Source organism: Escherichia sp. SCLE84, assembly GCF_012584495.1.
Taxonomy (GTDB): domain Bacteria; phylum Pseudomonadota; class Gammaproteobacteria; order Enterobacterales; family Enterobacteriaceae; genus ECMA0423.
Genome location: NZ_CP051430.1, coordinates 1,114,066 through 1,137,587 on the forward strand (window position 1 = coordinate 1,114,066; position 23,522 = coordinate 1,137,587).

24 protein-coding genes are annotated in these 23,522 nt (G+C 52.7%); 9 read left to right on the plus strand and 15 right to left on the minus strand.

What is annotated here, in order from left to right; all coding sequences use genetic code 11:
• Window positions 1-325: 325 nt before the first annotated feature.
• On the plus strand, window positions 326-3,511 hold the full coding sequence (rne, locus tag HGD79_RS05670) for a ribonuclease E (protein ID WP_000827375.1): 3,186 nt from the start codon (window positions 326-328) through the stop codon (window positions 3,509-3,511).
• 195 nt (window positions 3,512-3,706) lie between these two features.
• Here rne and flgL read toward each other — a convergent pair whose 3' ends face one another.
• The 11 genes from flgL to flgB form a co-directional block, all read right to left on the minus strand.
• Window positions 3,707-4,660, minus strand: coding sequence for a flagellar hook-associated protein FlgL (gene flgL / locus HGD79_RS05675; protein ID WP_001212781.1), 954 nt, complete (start codon window positions 4,658-4,660; stop codon window positions 3,707-3,709).
• An 11-nt stretch (window positions 4,661-4,671) separates the two neighbouring features.
• Window positions 4,672-6,315 carry a flagellar hook-associated protein FlgK gene (gene flgK / locus HGD79_RS05680; protein WP_000096460.1) on the minus strand — a complete coding sequence of 548 codons (1,644 nt, stop codon included), beginning with the start codon at window positions 6,313-6,315 and terminating at the stop codon, window positions 4,672-4,674.
• A 65-nt stretch (window positions 6,316-6,380) separates the two neighbouring features.
• On the minus strand, window positions 6,381-7,322 hold the full coding sequence (flgJ, locus tag HGD79_RS05685; protein WP_001295441.1) for a flagellar assembly peptidoglycan hydrolase FlgJ: 942 nt from the start codon (window positions 7,320-7,322) through the stop codon (window positions 6,381-6,383).
• Window positions 7,322-8,419, minus strand: a complete 1,098-nt coding sequence (gene flgI / locus HGD79_RS05690; RefSeq protein ID WP_000589326.1) for a flagellar basal body P-ring protein FlgI — start codon at window positions 8,417-8,419, stop codon at window positions 7,322-7,324. Before flgI ends, flgJ begins: the two co-directional genes overlap by 1 nt.
• An 11-nt stretch (window positions 8,420-8,430) precedes the next feature.
• Window positions 8,431-9,129, minus strand: coding sequence for a flagellar basal body L-ring protein FlgH (gene flgH / locus HGD79_RS05695; protein WP_001295442.1), 699 nt, complete (start codon window positions 9,127-9,129; stop codon window positions 8,431-8,433).
• Window positions 9,130-9,181: 52 nt separating this feature from the next.
• Window positions 9,182-9,964 carry a flagellar basal-body rod protein FlgG gene (gene flgG, locus HGD79_RS05700; protein WP_000625837.1) on the minus strand — a complete coding sequence of 261 codons (783 nt, stop codon included), beginning with the start codon at window positions 9,962-9,964 and terminating at the stop codon, window positions 9,182-9,184.
• 137 nt (window positions 9,965-10,101) lie between these two features.
• A complete protein-coding gene (flgF, locus tag HGD79_RS05705) occupies window positions 10,102-10,857 on the minus strand; it encodes a flagellar basal-body rod protein FlgF (protein WP_000349300.1) in 756 nt (251 codons plus the stop codon).
• Between the two features lie 19 nt (window positions 10,858-10,876).
• The gene (gene flgE / locus HGD79_RS05710; RefSeq protein WP_000885878.1) at window positions 10,877-12,082 is read right to left on the minus strand and encodes a flagellar hook protein FlgE; all 1,206 of its coding nucleotides are present in this window, start codon (window positions 12,080-12,082) and stop codon (window positions 10,877-10,879) included.
• Window positions 12,083-12,106: 24 nt separating this feature from the next.
• Window positions 12,107-12,802 carry a flagellar hook assembly protein FlgD gene (gene flgD, locus HGD79_RS05715; protein ID WP_000020486.1) on the minus strand — a complete coding sequence of 232 codons (696 nt, stop codon included), beginning with the start codon at window positions 12,800-12,802 and terminating at the stop codon, window positions 12,107-12,109.
• Between the two features lie 11 nt (window positions 12,803-12,813).
• Window positions 12,814-13,218 (minus strand): flagellar basal body rod protein FlgC, encoded by a 405-nt coding sequence (gene flgC / locus HGD79_RS05720; RefSeq protein ID WP_001196460.1) that lies wholly within the window; start codon window positions 13,216-13,218, stop codon window positions 12,814-12,816.
• A gap of 3 nt (window positions 13,219-13,221) precedes the next feature.
• A complete protein-coding gene (gene flgB, locus HGD79_RS05725; protein ID WP_000884702.1) occupies window positions 13,222-13,638 on the minus strand; it encodes a flagellar basal body rod protein FlgB in 417 nt (138 codons plus the stop codon).
• A gap of 154 nt (window positions 13,639-13,792) precedes the next feature.
• Between flgB and flgA the strand changes: the two genes are divergently transcribed.
• From flgA to flgN, 3 genes are all read left to right on the plus strand, one after another.
• Window positions 13,793-14,452, plus strand: a complete 660-nt coding sequence (flgA, locus tag HGD79_RS05730; protein ID WP_168848326.1) for a flagellar basal body P-ring formation chaperone FlgA — start codon at window positions 13,793-13,795, stop codon at window positions 14,450-14,452.
• A gap of 75 nt (window positions 14,453-14,527) precedes the next feature.
• Entirely contained in the window at window positions 14,528-14,821 is a 294-nt protein-coding gene (gene flgM, locus HGD79_RS05735) for a flagellar biosynthesis anti-sigma factor FlgM (RefSeq protein ID WP_096147336.1), read from the plus strand.
• 4 nt (window positions 14,822-14,825) lie between these two features.
• A complete protein-coding gene (gene flgN / locus HGD79_RS05740; protein WP_000197340.1) occupies window positions 14,826-15,242 on the plus strand; it encodes a flagella biosynthesis chaperone FlgN in 417 nt (138 codons plus the stop codon).
• Window positions 15,243-15,281: 39 nt separating this feature from the next.
• Here the strand turns inward: flgN and murJ are convergent, their stop codons facing one another.
• The 4 genes from murJ to rimJ all read right to left on the minus strand — a co-directional run bounded on the left by murJ (window position 15,282) and on the right by rimJ (window position 19,094).
• A complete protein-coding gene (gene murJ / locus HGD79_RS05745) occupies window positions 15,282-16,817 on the minus strand; it encodes a murein biosynthesis integral membrane protein MurJ (RefSeq protein WP_001050672.1) in 1,536 nt (511 codons plus the stop codon).
• Between the two features lie 109 nt (window positions 16,818-16,926).
• Window positions 16,927-17,850 carry a Gfo/Idh/MocA family oxidoreductase gene (locus HGD79_RS05750; protein ID WP_000736158.1) on the minus strand — a complete coding sequence of 308 codons (924 nt, stop codon included), beginning with the start codon at window positions 17,848-17,850 and terminating at the stop codon, window positions 16,927-16,929.
• 1 nt (window position 17,851) lies between these two features.
• A complete protein-coding gene (locus HGD79_RS05755; RefSeq protein ID WP_000877116.1) occupies window positions 17,852-18,499 on the minus strand; it encodes a YceH family protein in 648 nt (215 codons plus the stop codon).
• A 10-nt stretch (window positions 18,500-18,509) separates the two neighbouring features.
• Window positions 18,510-19,094, minus strand: coding sequence for a ribosomal protein S5-alanine N-acetyltransferase (gene rimJ, locus HGD79_RS05760; RefSeq protein ID WP_000468186.1), 585 nt, complete (start codon window positions 19,092-19,094; stop codon window positions 18,510-18,512).
• A 235-nt stretch (window positions 19,095-19,329) separates the two neighbouring features.
• Here rimJ and mdtH point away from each other — a divergent pair, with 235 nt between their 5' ends.
• The 5 genes from mdtH (at window position 19,330) to dinI (ending at window position 23,414) form a co-directional block, all read left to right on the plus strand.
• Window positions 19,330-20,538, plus strand: a complete 1,209-nt coding sequence (mdtH, locus tag HGD79_RS05765; RefSeq protein WP_000092194.1) for a multidrug efflux MFS transporter MdtH — start codon at window positions 19,330-19,332, stop codon at window positions 20,536-20,538.
• A 63-nt stretch (window positions 20,539-20,601) separates the two neighbouring features.
• Complete coding sequence (gene grxB / locus HGD79_RS05770; protein WP_000780919.1) at window positions 20,602-21,249, plus strand: glutaredoxin 2; 648 nt, start codon at window positions 20,602-20,604, stop codon at window positions 21,247-21,249.
• 133 nt (window positions 21,250-21,382) lie between these two features.
• Window positions 21,383-21,943: a lipoprotein gene (locus HGD79_RS05775; RefSeq protein WP_001295443.1), complete on the plus strand. Its 561-nt coding sequence runs from the start codon at window positions 21,383-21,385 to the stop codon at window positions 21,941-21,943.
• A gap of 105 nt (window positions 21,944-22,048) precedes the next feature.
• Window positions 22,049-23,095: a dihydroorotase gene (gene pyrC / locus HGD79_RS05780; protein WP_000126567.1), complete on the plus strand. Its 1,047-nt coding sequence runs from the start codon at window positions 22,049-22,051 to the stop codon at window positions 23,093-23,095.
• A gap of 73 nt (window positions 23,096-23,168) precedes the next feature.
• The gene (gene dinI / locus HGD79_RS05785; protein ID WP_001217754.1) at window positions 23,169-23,414 is read left to right on the plus strand and encodes a DNA damage-inducible protein I; all 246 of its coding nucleotides are present in this window, start codon (window positions 23,169-23,171) and stop codon (window positions 23,412-23,414) included.
• The last annotated feature ends 108 nt before the right edge of the window (window positions 23,415-23,522 follow it).

Below are 23,522 nucleotides of genomic sequence, written 5' to 3' on the forward strand. Positions count from 1 at the left end.
ACGGAATAACCCATTTTGCCCGACCGATCATCCACGCAGCAATGGCGTAAGACGTATTGATCTTTCAGGCAGTTAGCGGGCTGCGGGTTGCAGTCCTTACCGGTAGATGGAAATATTTCTGGAGAGTAATACCCAGTCTGTTTCTTTGATAATTGCGCTGTTTTTCCGCATGAAAAACGGGCAACCGACACTCTGCGCCTCTTTGAGCTGACGATAACCGTGAGGTTGGCGACGCGACTAGACACGAGGCCATCGGTTCACACCCGGAAAGGCGTTACTTTGCCCGCAGCTTAGTCGTCAATGTAAGAATAATGAGTAAGTTACGATGAAAAGAATGTTAATCAACGCAACTCAGCAGGAAGAGTTGCGCGTTGCCCTTGTAGATGGGCAGCGTCTGTATGACCTGGATATCGAAAGTCCAGGGCACGAGCAGAAAAAGGCAAACATCTACAAAGGTAAAATCACCCGCATTGAACCGAGTCTGGAAGCTGCTTTTGTTGATTACGGCGCTGAACGTCACGGTTTCCTCCCACTAAAAGAAATTGCCCGCGAATATTTCCCTGCTAACTACAGTGCTCATGGTCGTCCCAACATTAAAGATGTGTTGCGTGAAGGTCAGGAAGTCATTGTTCAGATCGATAAAGAAGAGCGCGGCAACAAAGGCGCGGCATTAACCACCTTTATCAGTCTGGCGGGTAGCTATCTGGTTCTGATGCCGAACAACCCGCGCGCGGGTGGCATTTCTCGCCGTATCGAAGGCGACGACCGTACCGAATTAAAAGAAGCACTGGCGAGCCTTGAACTGCCGGAAGGCATGGGGCTTATCGTGCGCACCGCTGGCGTCGGCAAATCTGCTGAGGCGCTGCAATGGGATTTAAGCTTCCGTCTGAAACACTGGGAAGCCATCAAAAAAGCCGCTGAAAGCCGCCCGGCTCCGTTCCTGATTCATCAGGAGAGCAACGTAATCGTTCGCGCATTCCGCGATTACTTACGTCAGGACATCGGCGAAATCCTTATCGATAACCCGAAAGTGCTCGAACTGGCACGTCAGCATATCGCTGCATTAGGTCGCCCGGATTTCAGCAGCAAAATCAAACTGTACACCGGCGAGATCCCGCTGTTCAGCCACTACCAGATCGAGTCGCAGATCGAATCCGCCTTCCAGCGTGAAGTCCGTCTGCCGTCCGGTGGTTCCATTGTTATCGACAGCACCGAAGCGTTAACCGCCATCGACATCAACTCCGCACGCGCGACCCGCGGCGGCGATATCGAAGAAACTGCGTTTAACACCAACCTCGAAGCTGCCGATGAGATTGCTCGTCAGCTGCGCCTGCGTGACCTCGGCGGCCTGATTGTTATCGACTTCATCGACATGACGCCTGTACGCCACCAGCGTGCGGTAGAAAACCGTCTGCGTGAAGCGGTGCGTCAGGACCGTGCGCGTATTCAAATCAGCCATATTTCTCGCTTTGGCCTGCTGGAAATGTCCCGTCAGCGCCTGAGCCCATCACTGGGTGAATCCAGTCATCACGTTTGTCCGCGTTGTTCTGGTACTGGCACCGTGCGTGACAACGAATCGCTGTCGCTCTCTATTCTGCGTCTGATCGAAGAAGAAGCGCTGAAAGAGAACACCCAGGAAGTTCACGCCATTGTTCCTGTGCCAATCGCTTCTTACCTGCTGAATGAAAAACGTTCTGCGGTAAATGCCATTGAAACTCGTCAGGACGGTGTGCGCTGTGTAATTGTGCCAAACGATCAGATGGAAACCCCGCACTACCACGTGCTGCGCGTGCGTAAAGGGGAAGAAACCCCAACCTTAAGCTACATGCTGCCGAAGCTGCATGAAGAAGCGATGGCGCTGCCGTCTGAAGAAGAGTTCGCTGAACGTAAGCGTCCGGAACAACCTGCGCTGGCAACCTTTGCCATGCCGGATGTGCCGCCAGCGCCAACGCCAGCTGAACCTGCCGCGCCTGTTGTAGCCCCAGCACCGAAAGCTGCACCGGCAACACCAGCAACTCCTGCACAACCTGGGCTGTTGAGCCGCTTCTTCGGCGCACTGAAAGCGCTGTTCAGCGGTAGTGAAGAAACCAAACCGACCGAGCAACCAGCACCGAAAGCAGAAGCGAAACCGGAACGTCAACAGGATCGTCGCAAGCCTCGTCAGAACAACCGCCGTGACCGTAATGAGCGCCGCGACACCCGTAGTGAACGTACTGAAGGCAGCGATAATCGCGAAGAAAACCGTCGTAATCGTCGCCAGGCACAGCAGCAGACTGCCGAGACGCGTGAGAGCCGTCAGCAAGCTGAGGTAACGGAAAAAGCACGTACCACCGACGAGCAGCAAGCGCCGCGTCGTGAACGTAGCCGCCGCCGTAACGATGATAAACGTCAGGCGCAACAAGAAGCGAAGGCGCTGAATGTTGAAGAGCAATCTGTTCAGGAAACCGAACAGGAAGAACGTGTACGTCCGGTTCAGCCGCGTCGTAAACAGCGTCAGCTCAATCAGAAAGTGCGTTACGAGCAAAGCGTAGCCGAAGAAGCGGTAGTCGCACCGGTGGTTGAAGAAACTGCCGCTGCCGAACCAATTGTTCAGGAAGCTCCAGCTCCACGCACAGAACTGGTGAAAGTCCCGCTGCCAGTCGTAGCGCAAACTGCACCAGAACAGCAAGAAGAGAACAATGCTGATAACCGTGACAACGGTGGCATGCCGCGTCGTTCTCGCCGCTCGCCTCGTCACCTGCGCGTAAGTGGTCAGCGTCGTCGTCGCTATCGTGACGAGCGTTATCCAACCCAGTCGCCAATGCCGTTGACCGTAGCGTGCGCGTCTCCGGAACTGGCCTCTGGCAAAGTCTGGATCCGCTATCCAATTGTACGTCCGCAAGATGTACAGGTTGAAGAGCAGCGCGAACAGGAAGAAGTACATGTGCAGCCGATGGTGACTGAGGTCCCTGTCGCCGCCGCTATCGAACCGGTTGTTAGCGCGCCAGTTGTTGAAGAAGTGGCCGGTGTCGTAGAAGCCCCCGTTCAGGTTGCCGAACCGCAACCGGAAGTGGTTGAAACGACGCATCCTGAAGTGATCGCTGCCGCGGTAACTGAACAGCCGCAGGTGATTACCGAGTCTGATGTTGCCGTAGCCCAGGAAGTTGCAGAACAAGCAGAACCGGTGGTTGAACCGCAGGAAGAGACGGCAGATATTGAAGAAGTTGTCGAAACTGCTGAGGTTGTAGTTGCTGAACCTGAAGTTGTTGCTCAACCTGCCGCGCCAGTAGTCGCTGAAGTCGCAGCAGAAGTTGAAACGGTAGCTGCGGTCGAACCTGAGGTCACCGTTGAGCATAACCACGCTACCGCGCCAATGACGCGCGCTCCAGCACCGGAATATGTTCCGGAGGCACCGCGTCACAGTGACTGGCAGCGCCCTACTTTTGCCTTCGAAGGTAAAGGTGCCGCAGGTGGTCATACGGCAACACATCATGCCTCTGCCGCTCCTGCGCGTCCGCAACCTGTTGAGTAATAATTAGCTCAAAGTAATCAAGCCCTGGTAACTGCCAGGGCTTTTTTATTTCATCTTTGAATCAACATATTAAAATTCATCGAATGGCATCCTTGCTAACCAACAATGCAAAATAGGCAAAAAAATGCCCGCCCCAGCGATCCCAGAGCAGGCAGACAAAACATACCCAGTTTCATGATATGTTTTAAAGCGAAATTATTTGTTGAGCTGGAAGAGCGACAATCCCTGCATATCGGTAAATGCTTTATACGATGCCTGCAATGCCGTTTGCTGCATGATGTAAGATGAAATAGTTGCATTCCAGTCCACATCAACCAGATCGCTCATCTGCTGCGTTTGCCCTAAAGCGCGATCGCTACCTAATGAATCCAGCGACTCCAGTTCGTTCAGCTGCGTGCCTAATTCCGCGCGAACAGTCAGCACATTGTTCAGCGAGTTTTTCAGTCCGCGGTTGGTTTTATCTAACGCCGCAGCGGCGGTTTCTTTATCCGCTTCGCTATCCGCGACCGGCGTTTTCAGGGCTGCGATGGCACTATCCAGCATGGCAAAAAGATTGGTTTCAGAAGCGCTACCGTCTGGTTCCGCTACCGCGTTGCTGGTAATACTGTCGAAAATTTTGTCACCCGTGTGCCCTATCACCATCGAACGCGAAGCATCGACCTGTTGTTTAATACTTTCTGCTCCACCGACGTATTTCCCTTTCTCTTCGCTAAACGGCGCAGTCTCTGTTTTATAACCGGCAAAAATGTAGCGCCCGTTACCGTCAGTGGTGTTCGCCAGATTCAGCAACTGGTCACGAAGCCCCTGAATATCCGTAGCCAGCGAGGCCCGGTCATCGTCACTCAAGGTGCCATTGCTGGCGTAGACAATTTTTTCCTGAGCATTCTGGATAGCAGTGGTGACCTGGCTAAGTACACTCTCTTCCAGTGACACTTTTTGAGTGGCGAAAGTACGTGCCAGCGTGTACTGGCTGTTTTGCGCCTGTGCCTGGGAGAGAACAACAGCTTGTGATGCAGCAATGGGATCGTCTGAAGGGTTAACGACTCGCTTACCCGTCGACATCTGCTCGCCGTACTTCATCCATTCTGCCTGAGAATTGGTGATGCCGCGCATGTTTTGCTGGTACATCATCTGGGTACTGAAACGCATTTTATCTCCCCTTAGCGAATGTTAATCAGCGCATCAAAAATCGCGTTTGCCGTCTGCAGAACCTGCGCATTCGCCAGGTAATACTGCTGAAAACGTTGCAGATTTCCGTACTCCTCATCGAGATTGACACCGGAAATCGACTGCTGCTGATTGGAAAGCTGCGTCACCACATTACCTTGCGTGGTGCTACTGGTTTTCAACGTCGCGGTTTTATTACCGATATCACTCACTAACGAGGCATAAGCGTCGTTAAAGGATTTCGCACCGCCCACCGTTTTACTGTTGCTTTGCAGATCCAGCAGGGCCTGACCGTTGCGGTTGTCGCTATCACCTGCATCTTCTTCGCTCGCCATCGCGATTTTCGCTTCGTCGGTGATTAATACATCCATGTTGACGATGGCGTCACTTACTGGTTTCAGCGTGAAGCTGTCGTTAACGGCAGGCGTTCCTGTAAACGTCAACTCCAGACCATCAAATGCCACTTTACCGTTGGCATCCGGCGTCACCGTAAAAGTGGTATTGCTGGCAAGGCGGGTGACCTGCCACTGATTATTATCGAACGAGATTTTGTAATCTGTCGCCAGTACCGCGGAGGCATCAGTTACCGTGGCACCGATCGCAACGTCACCTTTGTTTTTCGTGTTTTGCAGAACCGCGGGCTTACCGATAGCAAAGAAATCTTCACCGGCATCGCCGTTAGCATCAAATCCGGCTTTGTGTTGGCTGTTGAAAGCCTCGGCAAATGCCAGCGCCAGTTGTCCAAGCGTATTACGCGTCTGGTCCAGATCCTGAGAACGGAATGTCAGAATGCCGCCCAGCGACCCGGTATTCAGTAATTTCTCCGGGATCTCAATATTGCCTGCCGTCCCATCAACGTAAGCGACAGTCGTACGAGAAGGGTCGGCGCTGGAAGGAACTGCCGCCAGTTGCCGCGCCGTACTTCCCTGAACCAGTGAGTAACCATTGGCCATCGTGATGTTATAAGTACCGCCATCCTGAACGCTGACTTCTACGCCAACAATCTGGTTTAATTCGCTCACCAGTTGATCGCGTTGATCCAGCAGATTGTTAGGTGACGCCCCTGCCCCCACGCCTGTCAGGCGCGAGATTTGATCGTTCAGGCTGGCAATTTGTTTAGCGTAATTGTTGATCTGATCAACGCTGGCACCTATCGCGATATTGACCTGTTTGTCCTGGTCGCGCAGATATTGATCGGTGGTTTTAAACTGATTCACCAACCCTTCTGATTTCCCAATCAGCGCCTGGCGCGCTGCCGGGTCTTCCGCGTTACTCACCAGCGTTTGCAGGCTGGTGAAGAAATCCTGCATCTGTGTTGCCAGCGAAGAGGTACTGGTGGAGAGCATATTGTCGATTTTCGACATCTGCTCATAGCGGGCAGTCAGGCCGCTACTTTGCGTCTGCGCAGCACGTAACTGGTTGGTAATAAACGCATCATACTCACGCTGCACACCAGAAACGTAGACGCCATTGCCAACCCAGCCGCCAGCGCCCAACGTGCTATTGGCCTGCGCCATAATAGTGGTTTGGCGGGTATATCCGGCAACGTTATAGCTGGAGATATTATTACTTGCCGTATTTAACGCCGCCTGGGCCGCGTTCAGTCCGCTCATGGCGTTATTAATCAAGCTGGACATGGAGGTTCCTTATAAGCCTTCAATTACAGAGTATTATCGGCAGCGACCCGCCGGACTTGAGTTATTCAGAACAGATTATCAATGTTCATACTGTAGGTTTTGCTCACCTTGTCGCTTATCGATTTCATCTGCTGAATCATGTTGGTGAGTTTGCGGGCATAGTGAGGATCGGTGGCATAGCCCGCGTCCTGTAGGGCCTGCGCCCCCTGTTCCGCACTCGCGGCGGTCGTCACGGCGGCGTAGCGCGGGTTACGCGTTAACAGCCCAACGTAATCCGACAAGGCTTCCAGATACGAGCTGTAGACGCGAAACTTCGCTTTTACTTTCTTCGCTTCGCCGTTTTCATATTCAGTCGTGGTGATTTCAGTAACTGGCCCTTTCCAGTTGCCAGAGGCTTTGACACCAAACAGGTTATAGCTCGGCTCGCCGTTTTCGCGGCGGATTTGCCGTTGCCCCCAACCAGATTCCAGTGCCGCCTGAGCGAGGATCAAATGATGTGGCACACCGCTTTGCTGGCTTGCCAGTTGGGCGGGCAGCGAGAGTTGCGCGAGGAATGCTTTACTGTCACCCGGCAGCGAATCATCGTAGTTACGTGGCACGGCCTTTTGCACCAGCTGCGAAAGCGCCTGATTTTGATAACGCACCACAGTTTCGAGCGGGAATTTCATCGGTGCTGCTGGCGTGGACTCCTCTGGCAATGGTTGTTCTGGCGTCATCTGTTTAACCATCATCTCTGCAAGCCCCAGACCTTTGCCCGCCGTCATCTGTTGGGCAATTTGCTGGTCATACATACTGGTATACAGACGAGTGTGCTCGCTGCTGAACAGGCCATCTTTTGGTAAAGCGTCGCGCATGCTTTTCAACATCATCTGCACGAACATCCCTTCCACCTGGCGGGCCACCGGACGGATATTTGCCGCCGGATCTTCGCCCGCTTTCGCCTTTAGTTCGTTGAGTGATTGCGCATCCCAGGCCGCACTTGCCAGTAGTTTGCTGTCGCTGATCATCAGATGATTTCCAGTTTTGCCCGCAGACATCCCGCACTTTGCATTGATTGCAAAATAGACATCAGATCCATCGGCGTAGCGCCCAGCGCATTGAGCGCGCGCACCACGTTATTGAGGCTGGCGCTGGAACGTACGCTTTGCAGCGAACCGCCGCTCTGGCGTAAATCGATCTGCGTTTGTGGAGTAACCACAGTCTGTCCACCACCAAACGGTGTATCTGGCTGGCTGACATTGGCCTGACGATTGACTGTTACTGAGAGATTTCCCTGCGCTACCGCGCAGCTGTCGAGGGTCACTTCGCGATTCATCACCACCGAACCGGTGCGCGAGTTAATCACTACTTTAGCGTCCTGCGGGGTGACATTAACCTGCATATTCTGGATATCTGCAAGGAAACGGACCTGGGAACTGTTGCCACTTGGTACGCGCACCTGAATAGTCCGCGCATCTAACGCGGTGGCGCTGCCATATCCACGCACGCGGTTGATGGTGTCAGCGATTTGCTGCGCCATGCTGAAATCTTCGTCGTTAAGTTGCAAATTAAGGGTATTCCCGACGCCAAACTGGCTGGGCAATTCACGTTCAATAACCGCACCATTGGTGATCCGTCCACCGTTCAGTTGGTTCACCTGAACACTGCTACCGCCAGCGGAGGCTCCTGCGCCGCCAACCAGAATATTGCCCTGCGCCAGCGCATACACCTGACTGTCAACGCCCTTAAGCGGCGTCATCAACAACGTACCTCCACGCAAGCTTTTGGCATTTCCCATGGAAGAAACCACCACATCGATGGTTTGCCCCTGACGTCCAAACGGAGGAAGTGACGCTGTCACCATTACCGCAGCGACGTTTTTTAGCTGCATATTGGTGCCCGTCGGAACGGTAATTCCCAGCTGTGAGAGCATGTTATTAAGCGTTTGTGTGGTAAACGGCGTCTGGGTTGTCTGGTCACCGGTGCCATCCAGCCCCACCACCAGACCATAGCCAATCAGTGAGTTTTGCCTTACCCCCTGAACACTGGTGAGATCGCGAATACGCTCAGCCTGAGCCGCCGTCGTAACCAGTAGAAGAATTAATGCAGAGAGAAATTTAATCACCACAGCCTCACTTACATTGGCGACAGGTTAAGGAAGAAACGCTGCAACCAGCCCATATTTTGCGCTTCGTTAATGTAGCCATTGCCTACGTATTCAATGCGCGCATCCGCCACCTGAGTAGACGGTACGGTATTGCTGCCGCTGATAGTGCGTGGATTAACCACGCCAGAGAAGCGAATAAATTCGGTACCCTGATTAATGGCAATCTGTTTTTCACCCACCACATGCAGGTTGCCGTTGACCAGTACCTGGTCAACCGTCACCGTCAACGTGCCGCTAAAGGTATTGCTGGCATTGGCCCCGCCCTTTCCGTTGAACGTGTTACCACCGGAGGCTTCGACATCGGCACGAGCGTTACCAAACAGCCCCTGCAAATAGCGCGGCACAGTATCAAAGCCAAAATTAGTTTTACCGTCACGGCTGGCATTCGCAGAGGAGCTTTTGCTGGCGCTGACGTTCTCCTGCAACACGATGGTCAGCGTATCGCCAATATTGCGTGGTCGACGATCTTCAAACAGCGGTTGATAGCCATAGTTAATCGGCTGAGCAGACTGGAAAATAGAACCGTTGGCGACGGGCGTCGGCCCGGGAACCGGTTGTGCACTGGTCGCCCCCTGCACCAGCGGCGTGGAGGGTATCCAGGCGCAGCCGGTTAGTGAAAGCACCAACAAGCTGGAAATGGCATAAGTATGCGCAGCGTTTTTTTGCATGGCTATCATCTTCAAAAATCAGTAAACCGGTGAACCTGCCACCGGTTAAGCCTTAGAGTTGCGTCAGTTTTTGCAGCATCTGATCGGTGGTGGACACCGCTTTACTGTTGATTTCGTAAGCGCGTTGCACCTGAATCATATTGACCAGTTCTTCCGCCACGTTGACGTTAGACGTTTCAACATACCCTTGATACAGCAGTCCCGCGCCGTTCAGGCCCGGCGTGCTTTCGTTCGGTGCACCAGAGGATTGCGTTTCGGTGTAGAGGTTTTCGCCAATGCTCTCCAGCCCGGTGTCATTCATAAAGGTGGTGAGATTGAGCTGCCCAACCTGAACCGGAGCTGCCTGGCCTTGTTGGGTTACGCTGACCACGCCATCACGACCGATGGTGATACTTAACGCATTCGCCGGAATGGTGATCGCTGGCTGCACCTGAAAACCACCAGCCGTCACCAGCTGCCCGTTCTGATCCACCTGGAAAGAGCCGTCACGGGTATAGGCTGATGAACCATCTGGCAACATCACCTGGAAAAAGCCCTGCCCTTTAATCGCGACATCTTTGCTGTTGTTGGTCTGCGACAGGTTTCCCTGGCTGTGTAAGCGTTCAGTGGCGACCGGGCGTACCCCCGTGCCGATTTGTAATCCGGAGGGTAAGGTGGTTTGTTCGGAAGACTGTGCCCCCGGCTGGCGAATGGTTTGATAAAGCAGATCTTCAAACACCGCGCGCTGACGCTTAAAACCGTTAGTACTGACGTTTGCCAGGTTGTTGGCAATGACGTCCATATTGGTTTGCTGGGCGTCAAGGCCCGTTTTGGCGATCCATAATGAACTGATCATAAAATGTCCTGTAGTGGATTAGTGACAAGCAGAGCAGAAGCACGCGACAGTGTGAATTTCCCCTCACCCTAACCCTCTCCCCAAAGGGGCGAGGGAATAGTCCGCGCGCTTTTATTGCAATGTCATCAATCGTTCAATTAACTCATCGACAGCAGTTGGTTGGCACGGCCTGCGTTATCATCGACGCTGCTGATCACCTTCATCTGCATTTCAAAACGCCGCGCGCTGGCAATCATGTCGCTCATTGCCGCAACGGCATTGACGTTACTGCCTTCCAGAACCCCCGACATCACACGCAAGGTTGGATCTGCCTGCAGTATCGGCCCACGCGTGGCCTGGCTTTCTGCGCTTAAACGAAAAATGCCGTCGTCACCGCGTTGCACTTCGCTGCCCGTGGCTTTCACCAGTTTCAGACGCCCCACTGGCGCAACCGTATTTGCCGGATCGCCCGGATTGAGCGCCGAGATTGTGCCATCGGCAGCAATAGTGATTTCCGCCCCTTCCGGCACAGCAATTGGCCCAGCCTCGCCTATCACCGGATGCCCCTGAATTGTCAGTTGCCCGGTGGGATCAACCTGAATGCTGCCATTACGCGTATACCCTTCGCTGCCGTCAGCGGACTGCACGGCCAGCCAGCCATCCTGCTGCAATGCAACGTCCAGCGGGCGCGAGGTGTAATCCATCTTGCCGGGCGTCATGTCTGCACCCGGTGTTGACGCCGTTACCAGCGTGCGCGTGGGCAGTGAAAGCCCTTCCACCGGCACTGCACGCAAGGCGTTTAACTGCGCGCGAAAACCGGGCGTTGAGGCATTGGCCAGATTACTGGCGGTTACCGCCTGTTGATTCAGCGTCTGGCTGGCTGCTCCCATCGCGGTATAAATTGCGTGATCCATTGAGCTATCCCGTCAGCGATTAGCGTAAGTTAACCAGCGTGTTGAGGATCTGGTCCTGGGTTTTGATGGTCTGGGCGTTAGACTGATAGTTACGCTGGGCAACGATCATATTGACCAGTTCTTTACTGAGATCGACGTTGGACGCTTCCAACGCACCGTTGGTCAGGGTGCCAAAGTTGCCCGTCCCGGCTGTCCCCAACAGCGCCACGCCAGAAGATTGCGTCGCAGACCAGACGTTGTCGCCTTCGGATGCCAGACCTTCGTTGTTGGCAAAGTTCGCCAGTACAATCTGCCCCAGCAGTTGTGTTTGTTCGTTGGAATAGTTGCCGACAACCGTACCGTCATCATTGATTTGATAACTCACCAGATCGCCCGGTTTGTAGCCATTCTGGGTGGTTGCCACAATATTGTTAGCGCCGGTATTTTGCTGCATGGAGTTGAGGAAGCTCAGGCTAAACGTGGCGGGATCTGCGCCGTTAATTGCGCCAGTGGTAATATTCTCTGTTGGATTTGAGGTCAGAACGCCATTGGCATTAAACACCAGCTTCATTGCAGGCTCGGCTGTACCTGTTGGATCACTGCTATCCTGGGTGTAGACCTGCCAGTTATTATCCCCGGTCTTCACAAAGTAGACGCTCATGTCATGAGCATTACCCTGACTGTCGAAAACAGTCACCGAACCTTTTTTGTTATAGCTATCCGCATTGCTGGCGCTGAATGGCGTAACAGTAGGAAGCGGATCACTGGAATTCAGGTTGATCTGCATCGATGCCGTGGTGGTAGTTTTCGCTGCCATCAGGGTATTCGGGATCGAAATATTGGTCGGATTCGCCCCTTGCTGAATAGTCGGCGGCGTACCGGTTGCCGGGTAACCCGTCAGCTGTAAACCTTGCATATTCACCAGGTTACGGTTTTCATCCAGCTTAAATTGTCCGTTACGGCTGTAGAACACCGAACCGTTGCTGTCTACCAGACGGAAAAAACCGTTCTGGCTGATAGCAACGTCCAGACCTCGCCCGGTGTTGGTGGTCGTGCCATCGGTAAAGTCCTGAGTGATACCGGCAACTTTTACCCCCAGTCCCACTTTCGAACCGGCAAACATATCGGCAAAAGAGGCCGTGCCTGATTTAAAGCCGTAGGTGGCGGAGTTGGCGATATTGTTGCCAATAACATCGAGGTTGGTGGCGGCAGCGTTTAATCCGCTAACCGCTTGAGAAAAGGCCATGACTGACTCCTGAAATGTGAAGGCTTAAATTATCTGCCGTACTTCGTCGAGGGTGGTGGTGCCGTAAGTGCCGAGATCCAGCGTATTACCGCTGTTGCCGCGGATCACACCCTGCACCAGAGCAAACTGCAGCGGCTGGGCAACCAGTTGTGTACCACCGTTACTGGCGCTAATCGCTACATTGTAAGAACCGTTCGGCGCAGTGCTGCCATCAGTCAACGTACCGTCCCAGGTGAAACTGTGGACTCCGGCGGTCAGTTCACCAATATCAATGGTGCGCACAACCGCGCCATTTTTATCGGTGATGGTGGCCGTAACTTTGTCTGCCGCCTGTTGCAGCTCAACACCAAACGGCGTGGTCGTGGTCACAGCCCCTTCTTCACTACCGGTTCCCGCAAGAACAGTGGTGCCGGGGATCATCACGCCGTGACCGATCAGGTTACTGGCCTGTAACGACTGGCTGTTATCAATCTGTCCGGAAATAGAGCCGAGCGTGGTATTGAGTTTTTCAATCCCGCTGACCGTGCTGATTTGTGCCAATTGCGACGTCAGCTCGTTGTTTTCCATTGGATTGGTCGGGTCCTGGTTTTTCAGCTGCGCCACCAGCAAAGTCAGAAAACTGCTTTGTAAATCTGCGGCGTTGCTGCCCGTGAGCGAACTACTGCTGGTGGTACTGACGCCGGTATTTGTCGGATCGGTGGTGGTTACCGCAATGGACATAGCTTTCTCCTTTATTGACCGAGCGTAAGGGTTTTCAGCATCATGCTTTTCACCGTGTTGAGCACTTCAACATTGGCCTGATAGCTGCGTGACGCCGACATGGTGTTAACCATCTCCCCGACGACATCAACGTTCGGCATTTTTACGTAGCCCTTTGCATCTGCCAGCGGATTACCCGGTTCATAAACCAGTTTGTCCGGGGCCTGACTTTCTATAACATCGGCAACCTTTACGCCGCCTGTCGCAGCACCTGGTGCAGCGTTAACCTGGAATACCACCTGTTTTGCCCGATATGGCTGTCCATCAGGACCGGTCACGCTATCAGCATTTGCCAGATTACTGGCCGCCACGTTCAGGCGCTGGGACTGGGCAGTTAACGCCGACCCGGCGATATCAAAAATATTCAGCAGTGCCATCCGTTAATTTCCGCTCTGTAAAACGTTCATCATGCCTTTGATTTGCCCGCTCAACGCGCTAAGGCTCATCTGGTATTGCAGGCTGTTATCGGCAAACTGGGTGCGTTCGCGATCCATATCGACGGTATTACCGTCAAGCGAAGGCTGGTCCGGAATACGGTATTGCAGTTCTGCGGTAGGAGGCGTCAGCGCCTGCGCCGGGATGTGTTGCGTTGAGGTCATCGTCAGTGCAACCACACTGGTTGCATCCCGTCCACGTTGCATGACTTTTTTAAGTTCACTGGCAAAATCGATATCGCGCGCCTGATAACCAGGGGTATCGGCATTGGCGATGTTTGCTGCCAGCACTTCCTGACGCTGGGCGCGCAGATTGAGCGCCTCTTGTTGAAAACGTAAGGCGGCGTCGAGCTTATCGAGCATATCTCCTCCGCAGGTATCAAAATTCTGCCATCAGCTTAAATGCCTTTACGCGCGCGTTATCGGCGGAATAAACGCAAAATGGGTCGCTATTTATGCCGTTGATGGTCATTGCGGACAGGTACAATTCACGTTGTAGAAATGGCTGGGGGCGAAAATGCTGACAATAAAACGTAGCGTGGCGATCATGGCGATACTGTTCAGTCCGTTAAGTACGGCGAGCAATCTCACATCGCAATTGCACAACTTTTTTAGCGCCCAACTCGCGGGGGTAAGTGATGAGGTTCGTGTTTCTATTCGTACAGCGCCCAATCTACTACCGCCATGCGAGCAGCCATTGCTTTCGATGAGCAATAATTCCCGCCTGTGGGGCAATGTGAATGTGTTGGCACGCTGCGGTAACGACAAACGATATTTACAGGTTAATGTGCAGGCCACAGGAAATTATGTGGTTGCCGCGATGCCCATTGTGCGGGGAGGAAAGCTGGAAGCTGGCAATGTCAAACTAAAACGCGGACGGCTGGATACCCTGCCACCGCGTACGGTGCTGGATATCAATCAACTTGTTGATGCCATTAGCCTGCGCGATCTATCACCCGATCAACCTATCCAGTTAACCCAGTTTCGCCAGGCATGGCGGGTAAAAGCGGGACAACGCGTCAATGTGATCGCCAGCGGTGATGGGTTTAGCGCCAACGCAGAAGGTCAGGCGCTGAACAATGCAGCCGTCGCACAGAATGCGCGGGTGCGCATGGTATCGGGACAGGTAGTCAGCGGCGTTGTTGATGCAGATGGGAATATTCTTATAAACCTGTAAGCTGTTAAAGATTACCCGTCCCTTGCCGATAAATAAGCAACACATGATAAAAGCGCCCTCAATGAGGAATAAACCATGAGTATTGATCGCACTTCGCCTCTGAAGCCTGTAAGCACCGTTCAACCGCGCGAAACCACTGACGCGCCGATAACGAACAGCCGGGCGGCAAAAACAACCGCCTCCACCAGCACCAGTGTGACGTTAAGCGACGCGCAAGCAAAACTGATGCAACCCGGCAGCAGTGATATCAATCTTGAACGTGTCGAAGCGTTAAAACTGGCGATTCGTAACGGTGAACTAAAAATGGACACCGGCAAAATTGCCGATGCGCTGATCAACGAAGCGCAGCAAGACTTGCAGAGTAACTGATCGTATGACACGTCTTGCAGAGATCCTCGACCAGATGTCCGCTGTGCTTAACGATCTCAAAACGGTAATGGATCAAGAGCAGCAACATCTCTCTATGGGGCAGATCAACGGCAGCCAGTTGCAATGGATTACAGAACAAAAAAGCTCACTGCTGGCGACGCTGGATTACCTCGAACAGTTACGCAAGAAAGAACCCAATACAGCAAATAGCGTTGATATTAGTCAACGCTGGCAGGAAATTACTGTGAAAACGCAGCAACTACGCCAAATGAATCAACATAACGGCTGGTTACTGGAAGGACAGATTGAGCGCAATCAACAGGCGCTGGAAATGTTGAAACCGCATCAGGAACCGACGCTATATGGGGCGAACGGTCAGACCTCAACAACCCATCGCGGCGGTAAAAAGATTTCGATCTGAATATTATCTCCGGCCTGCACTGCAGGCCGGAATGCATTGTTACACCGTCCGGCGGGCAAATTCTTTAACTTTGAAGCCCAGTACCGCCAGTGCAGCGAAGTACGCGGCAATCCCCGCCAGCACGACCGCCATTAAACGCAGTAAGCGCCAGGGCATGGTACCCAATGACCACTCCGGCATGATATGTAACATACCTAAAAGCACGCCAGACATCACCAGTACCGCCACCACCAGACGCAACAGAAACGCCATCCAGCCAGGTTGCGGGGTAAAGATTTTCTGCTTACGCAACTGCCAGTAAAGCAGCGAAGCATTCAGACACGCCGCCAGACCAATAGAAAGTGACAGCCCGGCATGTTTCAACGGACCAATAAACGCCAGGTTCATCAATTGCGTTAAAATCAGCGTAACGATGGCAATTTTCACTGGCGTTTTAATGTCCTGGCGGGAATAAAAGCCAGGAGCCAACACTTTCACTACAATCAGGCCAATCAAACCCACCGAGTAGGCAATTAACGCCCGCTGGGTCATCAGCGCATCAAAGGCGGTAAATTTACCGTACTGGAACAGCGAAACGGTTAACGGACCGGAAAGAATGCCCAACGCAACCGCACTCGGCAGCGCCAACAGGAAACAAAGACGCAGCCCCCAGTCCATCAAACGGTTGTATTCATCATGATTGCCACTGGCAAAACTCTTCGACAGCGACGGCAGCAAAATGGTGCCAAGCGCCACGCCCAGCACACCAGACGGAAACTCCATTAAGCGGTCGGCGTAATACATCCAAGACACCGAACCGGAAGCAAGAAACGAGGCAAAAATGGTGTTGATGATTAAGGAGATCTGGCTCACAGAGACGCCAAGGATCGCCGGTCCCATCTGTTTCACCACGCGCATTGCTCCGGCATCGTGGAAGTTAATGCGCGGCAGGACCAGCATGCCGATCTTCTTCAGGTGCGGTAGCTGATACACCAGCTGCAGGATGCCGCCGACCGTAACAGCCCACGCCAGCGCCAGCACCGGTGGGTTAAAGTACGGTGCGGCAAACAGCGCGAAACCAATCATGCTGATGTTAAGCAGTGTTGGAGCAAACGCCGGAATCGAGAAGCGGTTCCACGTATTCAGAATCGCTCCCACCAGCGACGCCAGGGAGATCAGCAAGATATAGGGAAAGGTAATCTTTAGTAGCTGGCTGGTCAGGGCAAATTTGTCGGCAGTGTCAGCGAAGCCTGGCGCGGTCACCATGATCACCCACGGTGCGGCGAGCATGCCAGCGACCGTCACAACCGCCAGCGCGAGTGTCAGCAGGCCAGAAACATAAGAGACAAAGACCCGCGTGGCGTCTTCACCCTGCTTACTTTTATATTCCGCCAGAATCGGTACAAATGCCTGGGAAAATGCCCCTTCGGCAAAGATACGGCGTAACAAGTTAGGAAGTTTAAAAGCGACGAAAAAGGCGTCGGTTGCCATCCCTGCGCCAAAGATTCTGGCGACAATTGCGTCTCGTGCGAAGCCAAGCACACGCGAAAACATGGTCATCGAGCTGACGGCGGCCAGCGATTTTAATAAATTCATCGGTGTTCTAATCCAGACCCACGGGCAAAACGCCTGCAAGGCAGGCGCTGAAAGAGGCGAATAGTCTACCTGGATTATGGTGAATTGCTACCGCCAGATGTTACAGGGTTTATTCACTCATCGCATCGCGCCAGATCTTGTCAACGATACGTTGCGCCAGCACGGCCTGTTCGCCGGCGGTTTGCGGAACTGTCTGATTTTGCACACATTCAATGAAGTGCCGCGCACAGCCGACAAATCCACGTTGTTCAAGAGTGCTCTGCCAACCAGGAATCGGTTTATGCACTACGCCCTGCCCGCGCTCCTCACGCCATTCGCGCATATCCGTAATGTCGATGAGCGCACCGTCAGTCACGGCCTGCACGGTTTCACGCTGACTTCCGGCACGGCGATGCATACAGGTGGTGATCTGCAAAGGACCGGCCGAAAAATGGTGCTCGGCAAACAGCATTTCGCCAGCGTCGTTAGTCAGTAGCGTACCGCCATCCAGAGAGGCTTTGCCGCCCGACAACCACAGCGCGGTATCCACCACATGCAGATAATCATCCAGCAACGTGAAATAAAGATCGTGTGGCCCGACACTATTGCTACGATGTTTATCCATTCTTAGCGAAGCTGCGGTAGCGAGTTGCGTTTTTAACTCACCGTAGAGTGGTGCGAAACGACGGTTAAAACCGACCATCAACGTCAGTTTTTTACGCGCCGCCAGTTCCACCAGCCGTTCAGCATCGCGCAGATTTTCTGCCAGCGGTTTATCGACACAGACATGTACACCCGCATTGAGTAACGTACTGACCACGTCAAAGTGGCTGGCGGTGCTGGAATGCACAAAAACCGCATCGCAACTGGCGGCAAGGCTGGATAACGAATCGGCATAAGGAATGCGCCAGCTTTCACAAATTGGCAGGGCTTTCGCGCGCGTAGGCGACCAGGCTCCTTGTAACGTCCAGTCAGACGCTGCCGCCAGCACCGGTAACCACGCTTTTTGCGCAATGCCACCTAATCCCACTACGCCGATACGTAATTTTTTCACTTTAATCTCCCAGATGGGCCAGCAACGAATCAAGACGCTGTTTCAGTTCTGCCACTTCGATTTCCAGGGCTTCGACGCGGGCCTGTAAATCACCATCAACCGCGTTCGACATATCCGTCACCGCCGGCTGATCTTCAACCTCACCACTGAAAAGATGCATGTAGCGGCTTTCGCGTTTACCCGGTTCGCGGGCCAGACGCACCACAAAAGGACCATCTTCGCGATTTGCCAGTTGTTCCAGCGTCGACTCCACTTCCGCCATATCGCTGAATTCATACATTCGCGCGGCGCGGCTGCGCAGTTCACCTGGCGTCTGGGCACCACGCAATAACAACGTGGTGATTAACGCCACTTCCGCTGCGCTCAGTTTCAGATCGCCAAATTCTGAATTACAAAAACGTTGCTCATATTTGGTGACCCGATTACCAAAACCGCTCACTGTGCGTAGATAATGACGTTTGACCAGATTATCCAGCTGTTCCTGCACTTCGGATTCACTCAGATTCATGACCGGTTCACGGTTCGTTTTCTGATTACAGGCCGTGACTACACCATTGACTGAGAGCGGGTATTGCTCCGGCGTGGTCACCTGCTTTTCCAGCAAGCAACCAATCACGCGAGCTTCAAGGGCAGTAAGTTGATATTTCATGAGATTCTCCTTAGCGGCCGGGCGTCCAGTCTGGGGTAGTTAATGCCGTCAGTACGTGATCGCGCCATTGTCCATCAATCAACAGATAGTCTTTCGCATAGCCTTCTTTTTCAAAACCCAGTCGCGCCAGTAAATCACCGCTGCGTTTATTGTGCGGCATATAATTAGCCATAATGCGATGAATATGTTGGGTGCGCTGCATATAACGAATGGCTGCGGTCAGGGCTTCAAACATGAGTCCTTTGCCCTGCCATTTTTGCCCAATCGAATAACCGAGATAGCAGGCATGAAAAGAGCCACGAACAACATTGGAAAAATTGGCAACGCCAATAATCTCTTTTTCGTCCGGGTCGAATAAGCCAAAGTAGAAAGCTGAACCTTGTTTATGAAATTCGTTAATCATCCCCAGCCTGGCCTGCCAGCCTGATGGATAACAGTGGCTTTCGTCGCGCACTGGCTCCCAGGGCTTGAGGAAATGGCGATTCTCTGCGTAATAATCCGCAAGACGCCAGGCATCACGATCATGCACCAGACGCACGACCAGTCGGTCTGTGGTTAAGCGCACTTTTGGCACGTTACTGCGATAGCCAAACATTCTATACCTACTCCTTCCCGTAACGTCTTTAATACGCTGTAAGTATTACTATACCTGCGCAACCAGACCCTGTGAAAAGTCCAAAATGCCATTTTCTGCATTATTCACATATTTGATAAAAACTCTCTATCAAAGCGACGTTTTGATAAAAAAATATTGTCCCCGAAGTGATGGGAAAAGTCTTAGCGGCAATGCAGAATAGAAAGTGCTCATCTTTTATTTCCCGGGAGGGGAAATGTCCCGCGTATCGCAGGCGAGGAACCTGGGTAAATATTTCCTGCTCATCGATAATATGCTGGTCGTGCTGGGGTTCTTTGTTGTCTTCCCGCTGATCTCTATCCGCTTCGTTGATCAAATGGGCTGGGCCGCCGTCATGGTCGGTATTGCTCTCGGTCTACGCCAGTTTATTCAGCAAGGTCTGGGTATTTTCGGCGGCGCAATTGCCGACCGCTTTGGTGCCAAACCGATGATTGTTACCGGTATGCTGATGCGCGCCGCCGGATTCGCCACAATGGGTATCGCCCACGAACCGTGGCTATTGTGGTTTTCATGCCTGCTCTCGGGACTCGGCGGCACGTTGTTTGATCCGCCGCGTTCGGCGCTGGTGGTGAAACTAATCCGTCCACAACAACGTGGTCGTTTTTTCTCGCTGTTGATGATGCAGGACAGTGCCGGTGCGGTCATTGGCGCATTGTTGGGGAGCTGGCTGTTGCAATACGACTTTCGCCTGGTCTGCGCCACAGGGGCCGTTTTGTTTGTGCTGTGTGCGGCGTTCAATGCGTGGTTGTTACCGGCATGGAAACTCTCCACCGTACACACGCCCGTTCGCGAAGGCATGACCCGCGTGATGCGTGACAAGCGTTTTGTCACCTATGTCCTGACGCTGGCGGGTTACTACATGCTGGCTGTACAAGTGATGCTGATGCTGCCAATTATGGTCAACGACGTGGCTGGCGCACCCTCTGCCGTTAAATGGATGTATGCCATTGAAGCGTGTCTGTCGTTAACGTTGCTCTACCCTATCGCCCGCTGGAGTGAAAAGCATTTTCGTCTGGAACACCGGTTGATGGCTGGGCTGTTGATAATGTCATTAAGCATGATGCCGGTGGGCATGGTCAGCGGCCTGCAACAACTTTTCACCCTGATTTGTCTGTTTTATATCGGGTCGATCATTGCCGAGCCTGCGCGTGAAACCTTAAGTGCTTCGCTGGCGGACGCAAGAGCTCGCGGCAGCTATATGGGGTTTAGCCGTCTGGGTCTGGCGATTGGCGGCGCTATTGGTTATATCGGTGGTGGCTGGCTGTTTGACCTGGGCAAATCGGCGCACCAGCCAGAGCTTCCGTGGATGATGCTGGGAATTATTGGCATCTTCACTTTCCTTGCGCTGGGTTGGCAGTTTAGTCAGAAACGCGCCGCGCGTCGTTTGCTTGAACGCGACGCCTGATTTGATACTCCCCCCTGACTCCTCCATACTGAAAGTGAACTGACAGCCAAATGGAGGAGTCACGTGAAGCTATACATTTACGATCACTGCCCTTACTGCCTCAAAGCCCGCATGATTTTCGGCCTGAAAAATATCCCCGTCGAATTACATGTTCTGCTCAACGACGACGCAGAAACACCCACCCGGATGGTCGGTCAAAAACAGGTTCCCATTCTGCAAAAAGATGACAGCCGCTATATGCCAGAAAGCATGGACATCGTTCACTATGTCGATAAACTCGACGGCAAACCGTTACTGACCGGCAAACGTTCCCCTGCCATTGAAGAGTGGCTGCGCAAGGTCAATGGCTACGCAAACAAACTGCTGTTGCCGCGTTTTGCCAAATCGGCATTTGATGAGTTTTCTACTCCCGCCGCGCGCAAATATTTCGTCGACAAGAAAGAGGCCAGCGCGGGTAATTTAGCCGACCTGCTGGCCCACTCTGACGGTCTGATTAAGAATATCAGCGATGATTTGCGTGCGCTGGACAAACTGATCGTCAAACCGAACGCCGTGAATGGCGAACTTTCGGAAGATGATATTCAGCTATTTCCGCTACTGCGTAATCTGACGCTGGTAGCCGGAATCAACTGGCCAAGCCGCGTTGCTGATTACCGCGATAATATGGCGAAACAGACACAAATCAATTTGTTATCATCAATGGCGATTTAATCCTGACCCGCCGCGGCAGCCTGTATTCGCGGGTTGCCGCCGTTTTCAGTTTTTTCTGCTGGCGAGTTTATCGCTGGTGACACATGCTGCGTTGTGTCAGGATATTGACGCAGATTTCATGTCGAGGACTACCATGAACAAGTTTTTATTTGCCGCTGCATTGATCGTCAGTGGCCTGCTCGTTGGCTGTAATCAACTCACCCAATACACCATCACCGAACAAGAAATTAACCAGTCGCTTGCGAAACATAATAATTTCTCAAAAGATATCGGTTTACCCGGCGTGGCTGACGCCCATATTGTTCTGACAAACTTGACCAGCCAAATTGGTCGCGAAGAGCCGAATAAGGTTACCCTAACCGGAGACGCCAATCTGGACATGAACTCCCTGTTCGGTAGTCAGAAAGCGACCATGAAACTGAAGCTGAAAGCGCTGCCCGTGTTTGATAAAGAAAAAGGTGCGATCTTCCTGAAAGAGATGGAAGTGGTCGATGCGACGGTACAACCGGAAAAAATGCAAACGGTGATGCAAACGTTGCTTCCCTATTTGAACCAGGCATTACGCAATTACTTTAACCAGCAACCTGCTTACGTCCTGCGCGAAGATGGCAGTCAGGGCGAAGCAATGGCGAAAAAACTGGCGAAAGGCATTGAAGTGAAGCCAGGCGAAATTGTCATTCCGTTTACGGATTAATGACGAGGGCGCATTCGCGCCCTTTATTTTTCGTGCAAAGGAAAACGTTTCCGCTTATCCTTTGTGTCCGGCAAAAACATCCCTTCAGCCGGAGCATAGAGATTAATGACTGCACCATCCCAGGTATTAAAGATCCGCCGCCCAGACGACTGGCACCTTCACCTCCGCGATGGCGACATGTTAAAAACTGTCGTGCCGTATACCAGCGAAATTTATGGACGGGCTATTGTAATGCCCAATCTGGCTCCGCCCGTGACCACTGTTGAGGCTACCGTGGCGTATCGCCAGCGTATTCTTGATGCCGTACCTGCCGGGCACAATTTCACCCCATTGATGACCTGTTATTTAACAGATTCGCTGGATCCTAATGAGCTGGAGCGCGGATTTAACGAAGGCGTGTTCACCGCTGCAAAACTTTATCCGGCAAACGCAACCACTAACTCCAGCCACGGCGTGACGTCAATTGACGCAATCATGCCGGTACTTGAGCGCATGGAAAAAATCGGTATGCCGCTACTGGTGCATGGTGAAGTGACACATGCAGATATCGACATTTTTGATCGTGAAGCGCGCTTTATAGAAAGCGTGATGGAACCTCTGCGCCAGCGCCTGACTGCGCTGAAAGTCGTTTTTGAGCACATCACCACCAAAGATGCTGCCGACTATGTCCGTGACGGAAATGAACGGCTGGCTGCCACCATCACTCCGCAGCATCTGATGTTTAACCGCAACCATATGCTGGTTGGTGGCGTGCGTCCGCACCTGTATTGTTTACCCATCCTCAAACGCAATATTCACCAACAGGCATTGCGTGAACTGGTCGCCAGCGGTTTTAATCGAGTATTCCTCGGTACGGATTCTGCGCCACATGCACGTCATCGCAAAGAGAGCAGTTGCGGCTGCGCGGGCTGCTTCAACGCCCCAACCGCGCTGGGCAGTTACGCTACCGTCTTTGAAGAGATGAATGCTCTGCAGCACTTTGAAGCATTCTGTTCTGTAAACGGCCCGCAGTTCTATGGCTTGCCGGTCAACGACACATTCATCGAACTGGTACGTGAAGAGCAACAGGTTGCTGAAAGCATCGCACTGACTGATGACACCCTGGTGCCATTCCTCGCCGGGGAAACGGTACGCTGGTCCGTTAAACAATAAAAATCGTAGCTTCCTGTTGTCATTAGGTTATTTTGCCTGTATAAATAACCAGTATATTCAACAGGGGGCTATTATGCGAATTGAAGTCACCATAGCGAAAACTTCTCCATTGCCAGCTGGGGCTATTGACGCCCTGGCTGGCGAACTTTCCCGCCGTATTCAGTATGCGTTTCCTGATAATGAAGGCCACGTATCGGTACGTTATGCCGCAGCGAATAATTTATCGGTTATTGGCGCAACAAAAGAAGATAAACAGCGCATTAGCGAAATTCTCCAGGAAACGTGGGAAAGCGCCGATGACTGGTTTGTCAGCGAATAATATGCAGTGATTTTTGTTTTTGCCGGGTCGCCCCGGCTTTTTTATTTTACTTACAAATTTTGAGTACAAAATTTCTACACTTCCTCAAAATAATTGCACAATATGCTA